Annotated in this window: 14 protein-coding genes and 1 pseudogene; 6 read left to right on the top strand and 9 right to left on the bottom strand. The window is 46.2% G+C overall.

Annotation, left to right across the window (positions count from 1 at the left end; all coding sequences use genetic code 11):
- Nucleotides 1-112: 112 nt before the first annotated feature.
- From FDX04_RS01520 to FDX04_RS01495, 6 genes and pseudogenes are all read right to left on the bottom strand, one after another.
- Nucleotides 113-1,039: a hypothetical protein gene (locus FDX04_RS01520; RefSeq protein WP_000262420.1), complete on the bottom strand. Its 927-nt coding sequence runs from the start codon at nt 1,037-1,039 to the stop codon at nt 113-115.
- A gap of 11 nt (nt 1,040-1,050) precedes the next feature.
- A complete protein-coding gene (locus tag FDX04_RS01515) occupies nt 1,051-2,607 on the bottom strand; it encodes a TnsD family Tn7-like transposition protein (RefSeq protein ID WP_137370360.1) in 1,557 nt (518 codons plus the stop codon).
- Between the two features lie 40 nt (nt 2,608-2,647).
- Nucleotides 2,648-4,096: pseudogene (locus tag FDX04_RS01510) on the bottom strand (ATP-binding protein).
- Nucleotides 4,096-6,219 carry a transposase gene (locus tag FDX04_RS01505; RefSeq protein WP_000351437.1) on the bottom strand — a complete coding sequence of 708 codons (2,124 nt, stop codon included), beginning with the start codon at nt 6,217-6,219 and terminating at the stop codon, nt 4,096-4,098. The pseudogene FDX04_RS01510 and the gene FDX04_RS01505 overlap by 1 nt, the downstream one beginning before the upstream one ends.
- Entirely contained in the window at nt 6,206-7,048 is an 843-nt protein-coding gene (locus tag FDX04_RS01500; RefSeq protein WP_000090707.1) for a TnsA endonuclease N-terminal domain-containing protein, read from the bottom strand. The genes FDX04_RS01505 and FDX04_RS01500 overlap by 14 nt, the downstream gene beginning before the upstream one ends.
- Before the next feature lie 142 nt (nt 7,049-7,190).
- Nucleotides 7,191-8,393 (bottom strand): NAD(P)/FAD-dependent oxidoreductase, encoded by a 1,203-nt coding sequence (locus tag FDX04_RS01495; protein WP_121529669.1) that lies wholly within the window; start codon nt 8,391-8,393, stop codon nt 7,191-7,193.
- 229 nt (nt 8,394-8,622) lie between these two features.
- On the opposite strand from FDX04_RS01495, the gene pitA reads away from it, so the two are divergent.
- Nucleotides 8,623-10,122 carry an inorganic phosphate transporter PitA gene (gene pitA, locus FDX04_RS01490; RefSeq protein ID WP_038635082.1) on the top strand — a complete coding sequence of 500 codons (1,500 nt, stop codon included), beginning with the start codon at nt 8,623-8,625 and terminating at the stop codon, nt 10,120-10,122.
- Between the two features lie 64 nt (nt 10,123-10,186).
- On the opposite strand, the gene uspB is transcribed toward pitA, so the two are convergent.
- Nucleotides 10,187-10,522: a universal stress protein UspB gene (gene uspB / locus FDX04_RS01485; protein WP_003023371.1), complete on the bottom strand. Its 336-nt coding sequence runs from the start codon at nt 10,520-10,522 to the stop codon at nt 10,187-10,189.
- A 392-nt stretch (nt 10,523-10,914) separates the two neighbouring features.
- On the opposite strand from uspB, the gene uspA reads away from it, so the two are divergent.
- From uspA to nadS, 4 genes are all read left to right on the top strand, one after another.
- Entirely contained in the window at nt 10,915-11,352 is a 438-nt protein-coding gene (gene uspA / locus FDX04_RS01480) for a universal stress protein UspA (protein ID WP_003023368.1), read from the top strand.
- Between the two features lie 281 nt (nt 11,353-11,633).
- Nucleotides 11,634-13,106: a dipeptide/tripeptide permease DtpB gene (gene dtpB, locus FDX04_RS01475; RefSeq protein WP_137361624.1), complete on the top strand. Its 1,473-nt coding sequence runs from the start codon at nt 11,634-11,636 to the stop codon at nt 13,104-13,106.
- A 110-nt stretch (nt 13,107-13,216) separates the two neighbouring features.
- Nucleotides 13,217-13,558 (top strand): type II toxin-antitoxin system RelE/ParE family toxin, encoded by a 342-nt coding sequence (locus tag FDX04_RS01470; protein WP_309241610.1) that lies wholly within the window; start codon nt 13,217-13,219, stop codon nt 13,556-13,558.
- On the top strand, nt 13,555-13,842 hold the full coding sequence (gene nadS / locus FDX04_RS01465; protein WP_087050783.1) for a NadS family protein: 288 nt from the start codon (nt 13,555-13,557) through the stop codon (nt 13,840-13,842). Before FDX04_RS01470 ends, nadS begins: the two co-directional genes overlap by 4 nt.
- A gap of 42 nt (nt 13,843-13,884) precedes the next feature.
- On the opposite strand, the gene FDX04_RS01460 is transcribed toward nadS, so the two are convergent.
- A complete protein-coding gene (locus tag FDX04_RS01460; RefSeq protein WP_042311782.1) occupies nt 13,885-14,388 on the bottom strand; it encodes an Rrf2 family transcriptional regulator in 504 nt (167 codons plus the stop codon).
- A gap of 232 nt (nt 14,389-14,620) precedes the next feature.
- Between FDX04_RS01460 and FDX04_RS01455 the strand changes: the two genes are divergently transcribed.
- The gene (locus FDX04_RS01455; protein WP_137361626.1) at nt 14,621-15,820 is read left to right on the top strand and encodes an NAD(P)/FAD-dependent oxidoreductase; all 1,200 of its coding nucleotides are present in this window, start codon (nt 14,621-14,623) and stop codon (nt 15,818-15,820) included.
- 95 nt (nt 15,821-15,915) lie between these two features.
- On the opposite strand, the gene rsmJ is transcribed toward FDX04_RS01455, so the two are convergent.
- Entirely contained in the window at nt 15,916-16,674 is a 759-nt protein-coding gene (gene rsmJ / locus FDX04_RS01450; RefSeq protein WP_061380965.1) for a 16S rRNA (guanine(1516)-N(2))-methyltransferase RsmJ, read from the bottom strand.
- Between the last annotated feature and the right edge of the window lie 7 nt (nt 16,675-16,681).

Genomic DNA, 16,681 nt, shown 5'->3' with positions numbered 1-16,681 from the left:
CACAGGTGGTAACCCCCAGGGAAACTCTATGAGTGATAATTTATTCCTGCCCCAGTCAAAATATAAAACCTTATCTAACTAGCTTTCTTAGTATTTTATAAATGAAGTGAAATTAGCGAAGAAGTTTTACATTGTAAAGTGAGCAAAAATATTTACCATTCAACTGGCAAAATTTACAATCTGCAGCCCTTAGCCTGAGAAAATGCACATTAACAGAATAATCATCAAGTCCGATAGAGGCATAACTTACGTCCTCAAAAATATCAGAAATAAATGAGTTGAAATTACAAAAATTAACTTCACTTAACATCTTGAACACCGCAGAAATATATCTATCATGCATTATCTTGACTTCGATAACCTTAGATAAACTTGAATGCGACTTACATTTGAAGAGATCAAAGAGAAAGTAAATCAGCATATTTTTATTGTCCGAAATCCATTTTAAAATTTTATTACGTGCACATGGTAATATATACACTGGATTTTTGAAAGGGTTTGAAACGTCAACCACAAGGGAACAATAACCATGAGGATTTATTCCACTTATAATTAAGTCACTAAGTCCTTTCACTGCATTCAAATAGTTATCAAAACAAACCTCATATAAACTGGTACTATGAACTGCACATTTAGATTCAAACAACCATCTATGACGCAGATAACCAATGCCTTTAGAGTGTATATCTTCAACAATACATTTGTGACAGTAACGAATGTTTGAGATGTTTACCAATGGATATGAATTAGTTATGTGAAAATTTTTCCGACAGGCATCTTCAATAGCGTTAAAATACCCGTAAACACCAGAAGATAACGACACTATATTGGAAGTTAGTATATAACCATTTCTAGTGGCAAGAATGTCATATATATCCTGCAAGCTATGCAATTTGTACATATCAATCAGTTCGAAACGAGGAAAGGCATCGTACCTTAGTGCGCCATGCTTTGATATTATGTTCCTGCAATTGGATAAGTTATACATTATCTGTGAACGCAGAAGAAAACTGTGCCACAATTCATTTTCGTAAACCATATAACTCCCTCTTATTTAATTAGTTCCATTTTTCTGAGAAGTATCATTGTCATTGGTAGTTTATCTCTGTATTTCAAAAGCCAGCCATGCCCTCCCAGTAAAGCATCTAGACTTGTAAGTGACATCGAGTACTGCCCCTGAGATAAAACATCATTTATTAATGATGATGAGATAATATCTCTCTCGCTCCAGTCTACTCTTTTATTTTTATAGCATCGTATTGTTTTAGGAAGACAGGAATTAAGCCAGTCACATTCATGTTTATTTAGCCAATAGAAACTTGCATAACAACTTTCTTTGACTAACTTTCGTGTTATAGAAACGGATTGATTATGTATAAATCTTAATATTTTCTGCTTATGACGCCGTCTTAAAGAATCTTTTTTACATTTTTTACGCCATGAGCATAAACCGTAACAAGATGAAATTACAGAGGATACAGCTCCTTCCGATAATGAGTTTTTCTCAGCTATGGATGCCAGACTAAACCCCCTTACAGCCATAGACTTGATAAGCAATTCAGTGAATATATTAATTTTTGTGTTTCGCTTAAACGCCCTCAGGTATTTTTTATAAATAAGTGTTTTAATGTAACATCTGCTGCGACTAAATTCCTTCCCAAGGTTGCTAACACTAGTATTATTTTCAACTATATGAAAACTGTATTTCTTATGACTTTTAAAGATTTCTTTCTTTTTATTAGTACGACTTCCTGCATACGTTGGCCAGCAAGTATTTAACAAACAATAACAAAGCAAAAGATGCTTTGTGGGATGCTGACAACATTTGTCTTTGAGTATAGGCTCCCAGTAATGATAATCAGTTAGGGATGTTGGTATAAGTCCCGATGAACCATCCCCAAATAACTGGCACTTAGCATAAACATGTGCGTAGAATACATTTTTCTTTAAATTTCCATCCAATGATAATAAATTCAACTTTTTAAGTACATCCATGTAATTGGGGTGTGTAATATCTTTTCTTCTGATTATATTTAGGGACTCATAACAAAACTTAGCAAAATCGAAGTCTATCTCATTGCTAAGTTGTTCTGTATACGAAACAGGAGGCATCAGTCCAATACGTATGTGCGGTGAAGAAGGGACATGGATGCTTTCAAGCGCTACCGGATGCCGATGGCAGGTTGTAACCCCATGAAGCTGATGCGCCAGATGCCAATAAGTAACACCATAATGAAAAGTATCTTCACGAGCGCAAACCGGGCAAAACTTCAATAGTGTGCGCTGCCCTAGTGAAAAATTACTAAGGCGGCACAATCGATTAAGCCTGGCAGGGGTCGTGTTGAAATCCATAATTTCATTACGACTGATTGGTAGTGCCCAGGCAAAAAGAGGGAGTAAAGTCTGTTCATGCCAGAGCTGATCTGCACTTTCGGATGTATGAAGAGAAATAGCCTTTAATCCTGAATTGAGAATTGGATGGACGTTCATATCAGGTTTGTTGAAAATGATCGTTAACAGAGAAGATGGGGACATACCGTACACGGTAGTTGTCCGACAAAACCGGCTGAACAAGGATTCATCAGGCAAAACAGGCAACATTCTCATTTCCCACACCTCTCTTTGACCGTTACGAACTGTTACCTCATTACAATTTATTAAGTGGATCTATATTTATAAGCCCGCAACGCTGAAGAGCATCGTAGGTATTTTTCTTTTCAGCTGTTCTGTTGATAACAAGATCGTGGTCAAGAGACAGTATTTTCTCGTCGAAATTGCGCAAAACCTCGTCTATTTTTCCTACGAATTCCTTGTGCTGTGGCCTGTCTATATCCCCAGGGATCAAAGACTTTAGGGACTTCTCTGCCATGATTTTAGCCGAAGCATCACCCTCATTAGATGCAGAGAGCCATTTAGCTTCCTCATCTTCAGTCGCGGCCCCCGGGAGTGGAGTATCCTTATATTCCTCCGTATGACTCACGAGTACCGGTACAGAGGCCGATAAGACTGCGCCAGTGATGATTTCATTGCCGCTACCGATAACCTTTAATTGTGCCCCCCGATAAATCATCTGAGCCAATCCAATATTGCCTTTAGATAAAATGAATAATTTTTCGTTTAACTCATCATTTAATGGAGTTTCAACATTTGTCCATTGTAATGGCCATAAATAATGAATAAACGATTGCCAGTCTTGTGAATCGTATCTAACATTCTTAATTTTCATGTAACCACCAGACTCTGCCCGCCTGGCAATTCTCATTTTCTTTGTCAGCGTCTCGTCAAAAGGATGATTTCCACAAAAAACCATAGATACCCCCATGGAATCTACAATTTCATGTAAAAAATCAATCAACTTACTCTCACCCCCGGTTCTTGAAAATTTAAGCCTCTGCATTTCATCAATAACAAGGATACCCAAAAATGATGATTTAATTCTTTGTGCAATCTAGCGAGCCAGAGCACCATTTCTAATCTCAGGTGTAGTTCGTTCAATACCAATTGCATCATCTAATTTTTGTAAAATCTCTTCACAAAGGTCTCTCACACTTGAATTGTATGGACAATTAATCTTTACCCATACAATTTGCTTACTGAAGCCGGGAAAAACTCCTTTATAGCTGCTGTGTTCTATAATCTGAGGGAAATGATCCATGACTTGCTCAATCATGGTAGTTTTTCCAGAACCACTCATTCCAACTATCGTAATAGTTTCAGCCTGGGATTTAAAATATCCACTTTCTGGCTCAATATCAGGACGCTCATTTCCATAGTAATGAAGATATTGAATTGTTCCGCTTTTTAAAGGATTACGAGCTGCATAGCTTTCCCTAAGTGCCCGTAAGATCATCTTATAAGCCTGGATAAGATTGGTTTGAGGGCAACGGAATTTCTTTATACGTTCGACATACTGCTCTCTAACATTCGCCGGGGCAGTCCAGCGGATTTTTTCGTCAATTTCGGGGAAATAACTCATTTCCAGAAGTACTTCATCTTCCGTAAGCGCTTCAGGAAGTGCTTCAATTAAGGGATTGCCACGATACTCAGGTAACTCCTGTTCTTTATATATCGCTGAAACGCACCGTATAAGATTCATTATTCTGCGTCCTCAGTCTTCTTCTTACCTTTTAACCATCTTTGTTTCTCCTCCCGGCCAGGCAAAAGCAGAACATTACTGGATGAAGGAAGTAGGGGTTCAGATCTTCCATTAGCAACATGAGTTCGTCCTAATGAATCAAGTTCATTTTTCCTGTTCTTTTTAATATCTTTACCATGTACCCGGCGAGATTCGTATATTTCATTTAATCTTTCGTTACCTTTCCTGTTAAATTCATCTTTATTATTGATATTGCTGAGCGAATCCAGAGTAAATAAATTAATTTCTTTTTGAGTATCTACCCAATCAGCCATTACATCTGTATCAAGATGAGCTTTCCCTTTAAATACATCTCTTTTCTTAAGTAGGTAATGTTTTTTGAAAATGCTATTTTTGTCAAATCTTACATATATATAATCTACGCAATTGTCATCTATTCTTGCTTCACAAGTGGTTCTTCCAAATACTCTGACACCTGATGCAATTTCAGGATCACATTCATAAAAAAGATTATTGTACTGAATCCCACCGGCGGTAATGTTAGCGTTCACAGGGATTAACAATCGTGCGATCACTTCGTCGGCCCCAACGGCTCTTGCGCTGAATCTCCCGTGCTTTAAGCTTATCATCCAACTATTTTTTGGTGATATTACGAGATCATTTTCAATCAGTAAGGGATTGATATAAGCCAGTTCCTCATACGTTCTCTGATTATGTGCAAGTATCTCCCGAATCAGTAAAGACGTGACCTCCTGAATCGTTAAACAAGCCCTGGATTGCGGTGTTGGCTCTCCTTTAACAATCTTTCCCCTTCGTGTTGTTCCAATAAGCCTATGAATAACCTCATCATTCAGAATGCCGAAACAGCGTTCAACAATGCTTTTTCTGTCGCCTCTACCGACTGGCGCAAACTCAAGTTTTGTCAGGGGGGTCATCTCTTCCTGAGGTTTAAGACCAATCATCTCCCCGTTGTCACACATCAATGTTAATGGAATGTGAGAACAAGGCCAATCATCATCAGTAATAGAGATTCCAAATAATCTACAATATTCTTTTTTTGGCATAAAGCAATTTGCTAACGCTTGTCGGGCGGCTCGCCATGAAGCATGGTATAAAGAAACATGAAGGCCAACAATCATTCTTGTTGCACGATCCACCACTGTATAAATAGTAGGACGCCCAATGACTTTTCGTCTGTTTAAACTCGAAATAAGATGTACATCAGCGACAGTTGAGTCTATTTCGAAAACATCACCCGGCAAAACAGTTGTATTAGCCACACTACCTAAAAGCGCCCGCATTTTGAGGTCTATTTCTTTTTTCGTGTTCTTCTTATTTATCGAGAAATCTTTAGTGAAGAGTTTTTTATTCCAGTATGAAAATTGTTTTAAAGAAGGAACATATGGAGCTCTATTTTCTAGGTTTGCTGTTTTAATTTCATCCCTAAAATACAAATCAATATGTCTCTCTAATGTTTTCTTTATCGTATCTCCGTTAACTTTATAATGATACGTAATGAGAGATTTTCTAATATTATTTATATCTCTTTCATTAAGAATGAAAACACGTGATCGTTCATTAGGTAATGCTCTGTTTTTTTTGGAATTCCCAAGTTTAATTTCATGTTTGATTCTACTTTTCCCAGCGGCGCCACAGTTCGAGAATGCGGGTAGCAATGCATAAATATCCTGCCCATGTCGCCAATACAACGCCAGAAGCGTTCTGATAGTATATTGTGATATTTTTTTATTTCTTGAGTAATCCATTAAAAGGTGCGACTTTTTATGTAATGCATAGTCGAACAGAAACATTCTGTCATCTACAAGATCTTTAATGATATTGTAATTTTCATCTCGCCTTCCTCTGTCTTTATCTGTTAATTCTTTCTCATCTACTAACATATATGAAGGATATATATAATCTTTACAAGTTATGCTATTTGATTCAATATAATATTTAAACATTGAAAATGAGAAAGGGATTGGCTTACCCGTTCTTTCTGATTTTATTTTAAACAAAATTAACAAATCGACCTTTCTGTCAAAATCCAAAACACGGTAAAGTCCCTCTGCAAGCAAATCAGTGCCTTGAGAGAGCCAGACTGAATTCCTAATAATATCCATTTGCGTTCAGTCCTATATAGTGGTCATTGGAAATTATCTTTATCAGACCGGTTTCGAGTATTGGATATGATAAATCAACATTTATCATTTTTAATCCAATCATTGCCTGCAATAACATCATCGCTTCTTGTGCATCTACCCCAAAGATTGATGAAATCATTGCACGTAGTCCTACTATGGGATAAACATCTGGTTTAAGCTTCCATAGGATTTTATCAAGAGGATATTTATCATAAAATTCAGAACCATCTCTTAATACAGAAGTAGCCCAGCAAATGTTTTTACCGACGACGTTATTGAGTTCCGAGCCAACATAAATTTGAAACTCAACATCAATCAACTGCCAAAACATCCTCTCTATTTCAAGTTTTTGGGCTTCGCGTTCAGGTATGCTCTCGTTATGTTTTACTGCTATAGCTTTGTATCGAAGTCCGCCTTCAGGAGTTCTCAAGGTCAGTAAAAAATCGGTTGTCATAACATTCAGAACTTCGACAGGTACTCCTCTTACTCCCCTCACCATAGGATGTTGAAAATGTAGATGATTTGCTATTTGTTGGGTAAGCCGGAGAGGAAAGAGTGGGAATTGTTCCCGGATATCAATCACCGAGTCATTAAACTCAGCCAGATAGAAAAAGTTACTTTCGACAGAAGAAAGGAGATGATGGTTTCGAAACGTCTTAAGGCCAAAGACTATCGAACGGTTTCCACGGGATTTAACGTCCTGAGCTCTAAGCCAGGGCTGATAACTTTGGCCATAGCCCACTCCTATGCCGTCACCTAGCGCATTTTCATAATCCAAATAGGATTTGAGACGCCTACCCCTAGCCATGATCGTACCCTAAAAACGACATTGATACGTACCTATATGTGTATTTTATAGTCTCCAACCCTATAACCACACATTCAGTAAGTATACAACATTAGCGTCGTTTTTTGAGAATGGTTACAACTTTAGTGCTTTGTGTACAACTTTATTGTCCTCGGACAGAAACCAAATCCTGCGCGCACGCCCAGGCGCTCGACCATGCCCACTGGAAGTTGTATCCACCCAGCCAGCCGGTGACGTCCATCACTTCACCAATAAAATAGAGACCTGGTACTTTACGGGCTTCCATCGTGCGCGATGACAGCTCGTTGGTATCCACGCCGCCCAACGTGACTTCCGCGGTGCGATACCCTTCCGTACCGTTCGGCTGCACCCGCCATTCGGTCAGGGTCTCCACCAGCGTTTGCTGATCGCGCACGTTCAGTTGTTTCAGCGAGACATCCGGGATTTGCCCTAACTGCTGTAAACATTCCACCAGGCGTTTTGGCAACTGCATAGCAAGCGTATTCTTTAAGCTCTGATTAGGGTGGGCGCTGCGCTGTTCATCAAGGAAGCTCGCAAGGTCAACATCCGGCAACAAATTAATGCTGACAAATTCACCTGGCTGCCAAAAACTGGAAATCTGCAGCACGGCCGGACCAGAAAGCCCGCGATGCGTAAAGAGCAGGTTTTCACGAAAGACCGTACCGTCCTCGGCGGTGATAACGGAGGAAACGGATACGCCAGAGAGCACCTGAAGCTGCTCCAGCAGCGGCTTGTGTAAAGTAAAAGGCACCAGACCTGCGCGCGTCGGCAACACGTTCAGACCGAATTGTTCGGCAATTTTATAGCCAAAAGGCGTCGCGCCCAGACCCGGCATCGAAAGACCACCAGAGGCGATAACCAGTTTTTTCGTGCCGACAGTCATCCCGTTCAGCGCCAGGATGAAATCTTCACCCTCCCGCTCAACGCTGAGGACTTCGCTCCGTAACCGCATAGTTACGTTACCTTTTTCACACTCGTCCACCAGCATATCGACAATTTGCTGGGCAGAATCGTCGCAGAACAGCTGACCCAACGTTTTTTCGTGCCAGGCGATACCGTGCTTGCCCACCAGATCGATAAAATCCCACTGCGTGTAACGCGCCAGCGCCGATTTGCAAAAATGCGGGTTTTGACTCAAATACGCGGCAGGTTCGACATAAAGGTTGGTAAAGTTGCAGCGGCCCCCGCCAGACATGAGGATCTTGCGTCCCGGCTTTTTACCATTATCAATCAGCAGCACACGACTACCTGCTTGTCCTGCCTGCGCGGCACAAAACATACCCGCTGCGCCAGCGCCTATAATAACGGTATCAAACCTTTCCACGTTGCGATCCTCTCTAAAAAGCGGAGGTGAATTGTAAAGATTCCTCAGTGGTCGCACCAGCGCCAAACTACCGATAAAGGGTATTTATCTGAAATATATAGGATAATTCTTTAGTGGTGTAAAACAAAGCAGGAGACAAATCAAAAAAACTCTATATTTCACTTTGCCCGCGCCGCCAAAGTCACTGATAATGCGCCGCGTTCATGTCCTCAAAATGGCGTAACGTCCTATGCTACATTTGTTTGCTGGCCTGGATTTACATACCGGGCTTTTACTATTGCTTGCTCTGGCTTTCGTGCTGTTCTATGAAGCAATTAACGGCTTCCATGACACAGCCAATGCTGTCGCAACCGTGATCTATACCCGTGCAATGCGTTCGCAATTGGCGGTGGTCATGGCTGCGTTGTTCAACTTCTTTGGTGTTTTGCTGGGTGGTCTCAGTGTGGCGTATGCCATCGTGCATATGCTGCCAACGGATCTGCTGCTAAATATGGGATCATCACATGGCCTCGCCATGGTGTTCTCCATGCTACTGGCGGCAATTATCTGGAACCTGGGTACCTGGTACTTTGGTTTACCTGCATCCAGCTCCCACACGCTGATTGGCGCGATTATCGGTATTGGTTTAACCAATGCGTTGATGAACGGCACCTCAGTGGTGGACGCACTTAACATCCCGAAAGTGATGGGGATTTTTGCCTCGCTTATCATCTCGCCGATTGTCGGCCTGGTGGTTGCTGGCGGTCTTATTTTCATTCTGCGTCGCTACTGGAGTGGTACGAAAAAACGTGCCCGTATCCACCTGACCCCGGCAGAACGTGAAAAGAAAGACGGCAAGAAAAAGCCGCCGTTCTGGACGCGTATTGCCCTGATCCTCTCCGCTATCGGCGTGGCGTTTTCTCACGGCGCGAACGATGGTCAGAAAGGCATTGGTCTGGTGATGCTGGTGCTGATTGGCGTAGCGCCTGCGGGCTTCGTAGTGAATATGAATGCTTCCGGTTACGAAATTACCCGTACCCGCGATGCTATCAATAACGTCGAAGTCTTCTTCCAGCAACGCCCGGACCTGCTCAAGCAGGCGACTGGCGTTGACCAGCTGATTCCGTCCCCGACGGAAACGGTCACAACGGCATCGACAGAGTTCCATTGCCACCCGGCGAATACCATCAACGCGCTTGAGCGTGCGAAAGGTATGCTGGCGAATCTGGAAACCTACGACAAGTTAAGCGTTGAACAGCGTGGTCAGCTGCGCCGTATTATGCTGTGTATCTCTGATACTACAGATAAAGTGGTGAAATTGCCTGGCGTAAGCGCCGACGATCAACGTCTGCTGAAAAAACTGAAAGCTGACATGCTGAGCACCATTGAGTACGCGCCTATCTGGATCATTATGGCCGTCGCACTGGCGCTGGGTATTGGTACGATGATTGGTTGGCGTCGCGTAGCCACCACCATTGGTGAGAAAATCGGTAAGAAAGGCATGACCTATGCTCAGGGGATGTCGGCGCAGATGACCGCCGCCGTTTCTATCGGTCTCGCCAGCTACACCGGTATGCCCGTTTCCACCACCCACGTTCTCTCCTCTTCCGTTGCGGGAACGATGGTTGTTGATGGCGGCGGTTTACAGCGTAAAACGGTAACCAGCATTCTGATGGCCTGGGTCTTCACCCTGCCGGCGGCGATTATTCTTTCCGGGGTGCTGTACTGGCTCTCCCTGAAGCTTATCTAAGCGGATGCACGGTAAAAAGCGGGTCAGTTTCCTGACCCACTTTTTTTGTATCTGTTGTTGGTAATCAGTGCCAGATAATCAGCGCAACCATGCTGATAAGCACCAGTCCGCATAACGCGCTGGTAAGAATGAACTGACCGCGAACCCGCTCACAGCGGCGTATAAATTCATCATCATGATGATCGCGGTAACGCTGAGCGTAGATATACCACACCAGACGCATTTGCTTGTTGGGTTGCCCATGCGAGGTAAAAAATCCCCCACCATCGACATACTGGTAAAGTAATGGATCGCAACCACGAAGTACCACTAACAGTGCGCGTAACGAAGAAAAATAGCGCGCCATATTAACAATGCAAACGACACACAAAGCCCAGAACAACGCAATGGTGCTTATCATATCTCCTCCCCGGCGACCCGCCCACGGAACTCCTTTCCGGGACTACCGCTCCCCGATACCCTACCAATCATTCAGTGAAGAGTGCTACCGAAACCGCTCGTGTTAGTATCACGCATCCGAGCGCCTCTCTAAATAGTGTAGGAGATTAGTTAATTTTTTTGCCAGAAGGTTAATCGCTATCAATGCAATTAACTAAAAAATTTGTTTAACTGCTTGGCAAGCAAGGCGGATTGACGGATTATCCTGGTCGCTATAATGTAAGGATAGTCCTTATATGATACGTTTTTACGACTGGGCTAGCCCCGCGCATAAGGTTCGCAGGACGCGAATGACGCGGCGGCAGATAAACGCCAGCAGGCTAGTCATCGACAACTTATGGAAGGAGTAACACTATGGCTTATAAACACATTCTTATCGCGGTTGATCTTTCTCCGGAAAGCAAAGTTCTGGTTGAAAAAGCGGTCTCCATGGCGCGGCCTTACAATGCTAAAGTCTCCCTTATCCACGTTGACGTAAACTATTCCGACCTGTACACCGGGCTAATCGACGTGAATCTGGGCGACATGCAGAAACGTATTTCTGAAGAAACCCACCACGCGTTAACCGAGCTGTCCACCAACGCAGGCTACCCTATCACCGAAACCCTGAGCGGTAGCGGCGACCTGGGCCAGGTTCTGGTTGATGCCATCAAAAAATACGACATGGATCTGGTCGTTTGTGGTCACCACCAGGATTTCTGGAGCAAACTGATGTCCTCCGCACGTCAACTGATCAACACCGTCCACGTCGACATGCTGATTGTTCCGTTACGTGACGACGAAGAAGCATAAAATGCTTGCCGCTGGGAGATAACCCGGCCCGCTGCAAACAGTAAAGCCTGTAAACGCCCGCTCGCGCGGGCGTTTTTGTTTTTATCATCCGGACACAATTAGTACATCAAGCCAACAAATAAATCATAATTAGTGTGATCAACTAATTGGATCGAAAACTATCTGTATAATACTCTACCCGCACGGCTAATCGCCGCAGTCTATAACAAAACAAGACTTTTTCGGCGCGTTTAAGCATACGCGTTCATACTTTTCGGGATGGCTTTGAAAGGCGATGGAATATGAATAAAACTGCACCTACGGGCTTGCTGCAGCAACCTCGTCCGTTCTTCATGATCTTCTTTGTGGAATTATGGGAACGATTTGGCTATTACGGCGTTCAGGGCATCCTGGCGGTATTTTTTGTTAAGCAACTCGGTTTTTCTCAGGAACAGGCATTCGTCACCTTTGGTGCTTTTGCCGCACTGGTCTACGGCCTAATATCGATCGGCGGCTACGTCGGCGACCACCTGTTAGGGACCAAGCGCACGCTGGTACTCGGTGCGATTGTGCTGGCGATCGGCTACTTCATGACCGGGATGTCGCTACTCAAGCCCGATCTGATCTTTATTGCTTTGGGTACCATTGCCGTGGGTAACGGGCTGTTTAAAGCCAACCCGGCAAGCCTGCTGTCAAAATGCTATCCACCGAAAGACGCCCGACTGGATGGCGCTTTCACCCTGTTTTATATGTCGATTAACATCGGTTCGCTGCTGTCGCTGTCGCTGGCGCCGGTGATTGCCGATAAGTTTGGCTACGCGGTGACCTACAACCTGTGCGGGGCCGGGCTTATCGTCGCACTGCTGGTCTACTTTGCCTGCCGTGGGATGGTGAAGAATATCGGTTCTGAGCCAGATCATAAGCCGCTGAATTTCCGTAATCTATTCTGCGTGCTGGCCGGTACGGTAGTGACGGTATTTATCTGCGCCTGGCTGATGCACAACGTGAAGATTGCCAACCTGGTGCTGATCGTCCTGTCGATTGCCGTGACGATCATCTTCTTCCGTCAGGCCTTCAAACTGGATAAAACCGGGCGTAACAAAATGTTCGTGGCTTTTATCCTGATGCTGGAAGCGGTAGTGTTCTATGTGCTGTACGCACAGATGCCAACGTCACTTAACTTCTTTGCTATCAACAACGTGCACCATGAAATTCTTGGTTTCGCCATCAACCCGGTAAGCTTCCAGGCGCTGAACCCGTTCTGGGTGGTAGTGGCAAGTCCGGTGCTGGCCGCAATTTATACCCGTCTGGGAAACAAAGGCAAAGATCTGACCATGCCGATGAAGTTTACGCTCGGTATGTTCCTGTGCTCGCTGGGTTTCCTGACCGCTGCTGCTGCCGGAATGTGGTTTGCCGATGCGCAGGGACTGACGTCGCCGTGGTTTATCGTGCTGGTGTATCTGTTCCAGAGTCTGGGTGAACTGCTGATAAGCGCCCTGGGACTGGCGATGGTCGCCGCGTTGGTACCGCAGCACCTGATGGGCTTCATTCTTGGGATGTGGTTCCTGACCCAGGCCGCTGCTTTCCTGATGGGAGGTTATGTCGCGACGTTCACCGCAGTACCGGAAAACATCACCGACCCACTGCAAACGCTGCCTATCTATACCAATGTCTTCAGTAAGATAGGCCTGGTGACGCTGGCGGTAACGGTAGTGATGGCGATTATGGTGCCATGGCTGAACCGCATGATTAATACGCCAGATAGCAGCAAGTAAGCTTATTTTTTAACATTAACCGCGAGTCATATCGCGGTTTTTTTGCCTTTCAAGTCCCACCCTGTAAGAGTATAGTTTGTACAACCAGGTCATCATGGACGGACATGACCATGAACTATATTGAGTTTATTGAGACTTCAGTCTTCTCACGCCAACGGAAGGCACTACTCACCGAGGATGAGTACCGAGTATTTCAGGAAATGCTCATTATAAATCCCTTGGAGGGAGATTTAATTCAGGGTACAGGCGGTTGCAGGAAGGTCCGCTTCGCACCTGAAAGTACCAACAAAGGCAAAAGTGGTGGGATTCGCAGTATTTACTATTTTCAAAATGGCGAAGGGCGTATCTGGCTTTTCATGGCTTATCCTAAAAGCAGGAAAGACAGCCTGAGCGGCGAGGAAAAAAACGCACTCAAGGCCATCATTCACCAATTGAAAGAGAGCTCGTTATGAATGATTTCTTTAAAGAACTGATGGAATCGGCAAGCGAGGCCGTTGAAATTAGCCAGGGCCGTAAAGCTGCCGCCCAGGTCACCCGGTATGAACTTCCGGACGTCAAAGCCATTCGTAAACAAGCTAAAATGAAGCAGGATGAATTTGCACAGGCGATAGGTGTTTCATCCTCTTTGATCCAGGCATGGGAACAAAAAAGGCGTATTCCTACGGGAACCTATTTAAAGGTTCTCCGCGTTATAGAGCGCAACCCGGAGATGGTCAATCTTTTCAAAATAGCCTGAGATACCGCCCGATTGCCTTGCGCTATCGGGCATTTTCACTCACTACCCTTTGCGCGCGTCTATCCACTCCTGCACTTCCACCACAAAGGTGTCCGGTGCTTTTCGGTACATTTTGCGCGCCAGGTCCAGAATCGTATGCTGGCCGAGCGCTTCTTCCATTCGCTGCTGGGCCATGTCCATTACCGAACGCACACCGCAAATGCCTTCACAGGCCCACTCTGGTGGATGCTCCTCAAATACCGCCAGCCGCTGACGGATCTCGCGGCACTCAAATATGCGTTTATCGCCGTCAATGGCGTTGGCAACGTCCAGCACGGTGATCTCCTCCGCCGGTTTCGCCAGCTGGAAACCGCCGCCCTTCCCTTCGCTGCTCCGTACCAGCCCGGCCTTCGACAGGCGGGTAAAGATTTTGGCCAGATAGTCATAGGGCACGCGCTGCAGCTCGGCGATTTCGCGCACGCTCATATCGCGTGCGTCGCCTTTGCTGTCCACCATACACATCAGGCTATGGATGCCGTACTCAACCCCGGAACTGTAAAATGCCATGCTCTTATCTCAGCCAAAATGAATCTGAGTATATTGTAGCTTTTTCGCATCACGCATTCCAGATACCGGATAACACCTGCAAATAGATTAAAATTTAAAACTATATTTATCATAGAGATAATAACAAATCACCGGACTCGATCCGCGACAGGATCCAAATCTCATTGCAATCTTTAACTACGACAAATAAAATCCGAGTAAATAAATCGGAGTCACCAGTGAGATAAGCATCATGCAAAAACAAATTCTGATCGTGGGCGCCGGCTTTGCCGGGATGTGGGCAGCGCTGAGCGCCGCGCGTTTAGCGGATAAAAACCAGCAAAATATTGATATTACTGTGATTGCACCTCAGCCCGAGCTGCGCGTGCGTCCACGCTTTTATGAAAATGCCGTTCAAACGTTGGTCGCTCCGCTACAGCCGCTGTTCGACGTCACCGGCATACGCTTTTTACAAGGGCATGTAGAACAGATTCTACCCGGATCCCACGAAGTTAGCTGGCAAGACACCAACGGCGAAAACCATCTGCATCGCTATGATCGCCTGGTACTAGCCAGCGGCAGCCACGTTAACCGCGACGCCGTTTCCGGTGCCGCCGAACACGCCTTTGATCTCGACCAACTGGAGAGCGCGGCAGTGCTTGAGCAGCACATTAAAGATCTGGCCTTACAGCCGGAAAGCGAGGCGCGCAATACCGTGGTGGTTTGCGGCGGCGGCTTTACCGGAATTGAAATGGCGCTGGAATTACCCAGCCGTCTGCGCAACATTTTAGGGGCTGATGCTAAGACCAGAGTAGTCGTAGTTGAACGCAGTGCACAACCGGGCGGACGCTGGAGTCAGGCGCTGCGCGATGTGATTATCGACGCTTCCGCCGAGCTGGGAGTGGAGTGGCTGGTCAACGCGGAAGTAGAGAGCGTCGACGCGGCTGGCGTAACGCTGAAAGATGGGCAGGTTATCGCTTCACAAACGGTGATCTGGACCGTCGGCGTCCAGGCGAGCGACCTGACCGCACAGATTAACGCCCCACGCGATCGTCAGGGACGCCTGCATGTGAACAAGAACCTCCAGGTGCTGGGTCATGAGGATATCTACGCCACCGGCGACGTCGCCTATGCGGCTACCGATGACAAAGGCAATCATGCGCTGATGACCTGCCAGCACGCCATTCTGCTGGGGAAATTTGCCGGTAATAATGCGGCGGCGAGTCTGCTGAACGTCGCGCCGCTGCCGTATCGTCAGGAGATGTATGTCACCTGTCTGGATCTCGGCGCGTGGGGGGCGGTATACACCGAAGGATGGGAGCAGCAGGTGAAGCTGACGCGTGAAGAGGCGAAAAAGCTGAAGTTATCGATTGTCAGCGAGCTGATTTACCCGCCGAAGGCGGAGCGCGAAGCGGCGTTTGAGATTGCGGACCCGCTGGCGCCGTTTGTTTAAGCCGTAATGCCGGATGCGGCTACCGCCTTATCCGGCCTACAAATAATTGAGAATAGTAGGCCCGATAAGCTAGTGTAGCGCCATCGGGCAATCCGTTACTCCGTCAGAGGGGTTCCGGCATAAATATCAAACCGATGCCCTTTGGTCACCACCGCGTTAGGCGTGGCCACGTCAGCCAGCGGCGGCGCGTAGTCCGGGCGCTTCACCACCACACGTTTGGTTGCCAACTGACGCGCCGGTTCCAGCAAACCGTCAGCATCCAGATCCGGCCCCACCAGCGACTGAAACACGCGCATCTCTTTTTTCACCAGCGCGCTTTTCTGCTTGTGCGGGAACATCGGGTCGAGATAGACCACCTGTGGGCGTGGGGTAATATCGGTTAACGCCGTCAGGCTTGAGGCGTGAATCAGCTGTAAACGTTCCTGCAACCACGGGCCAATTTCCGCATCGGCATAGCCGCGCGCCAGGCCGTCATCGAGTAACGCGGCGACCACCGGATTGCGTTCCAGCATCCGCACACGGCAGCCGACGGAGGCCAGCACAAACGCATCGCGCCCCAGCCCGGCGGTGGCATCAACCACGTCCGGCAGATAATCGCCTTTGATGCCGACGGCTTTCGCCACCGCTTCACCACGACCGCCGCCGAATTTACGTCGGTGCGCCATGGCACCGCCGACAAAATCGACGAAGATGCCGCCGAGTTTCGGTTCGTCTCGCTTGCGCAATTCCAGATGTTCCGGCGTCATCACCAGCGCCATCAGGTTGTCTTCATCATGCTCCAGCCCCCAGCGGGCGGCCAGAACAGATAAGGCGCCGTCTCCGGCGCCCGTTTCATCCAATAAACAAATTTTCACGCGAACA

Source organism: Citrobacter sp. wls615 (assembly GCF_005281355.1).
Classification (GTDB): Bacteria; Pseudomonadota; Gammaproteobacteria; order Enterobacterales; family Enterobacteriaceae; genus Citrobacter; species Citrobacter werkmanii.
Note: the sequence above shows the minus strand (reverse complement) of the source record. Positions and strands in the feature narration are given on the sequence as shown.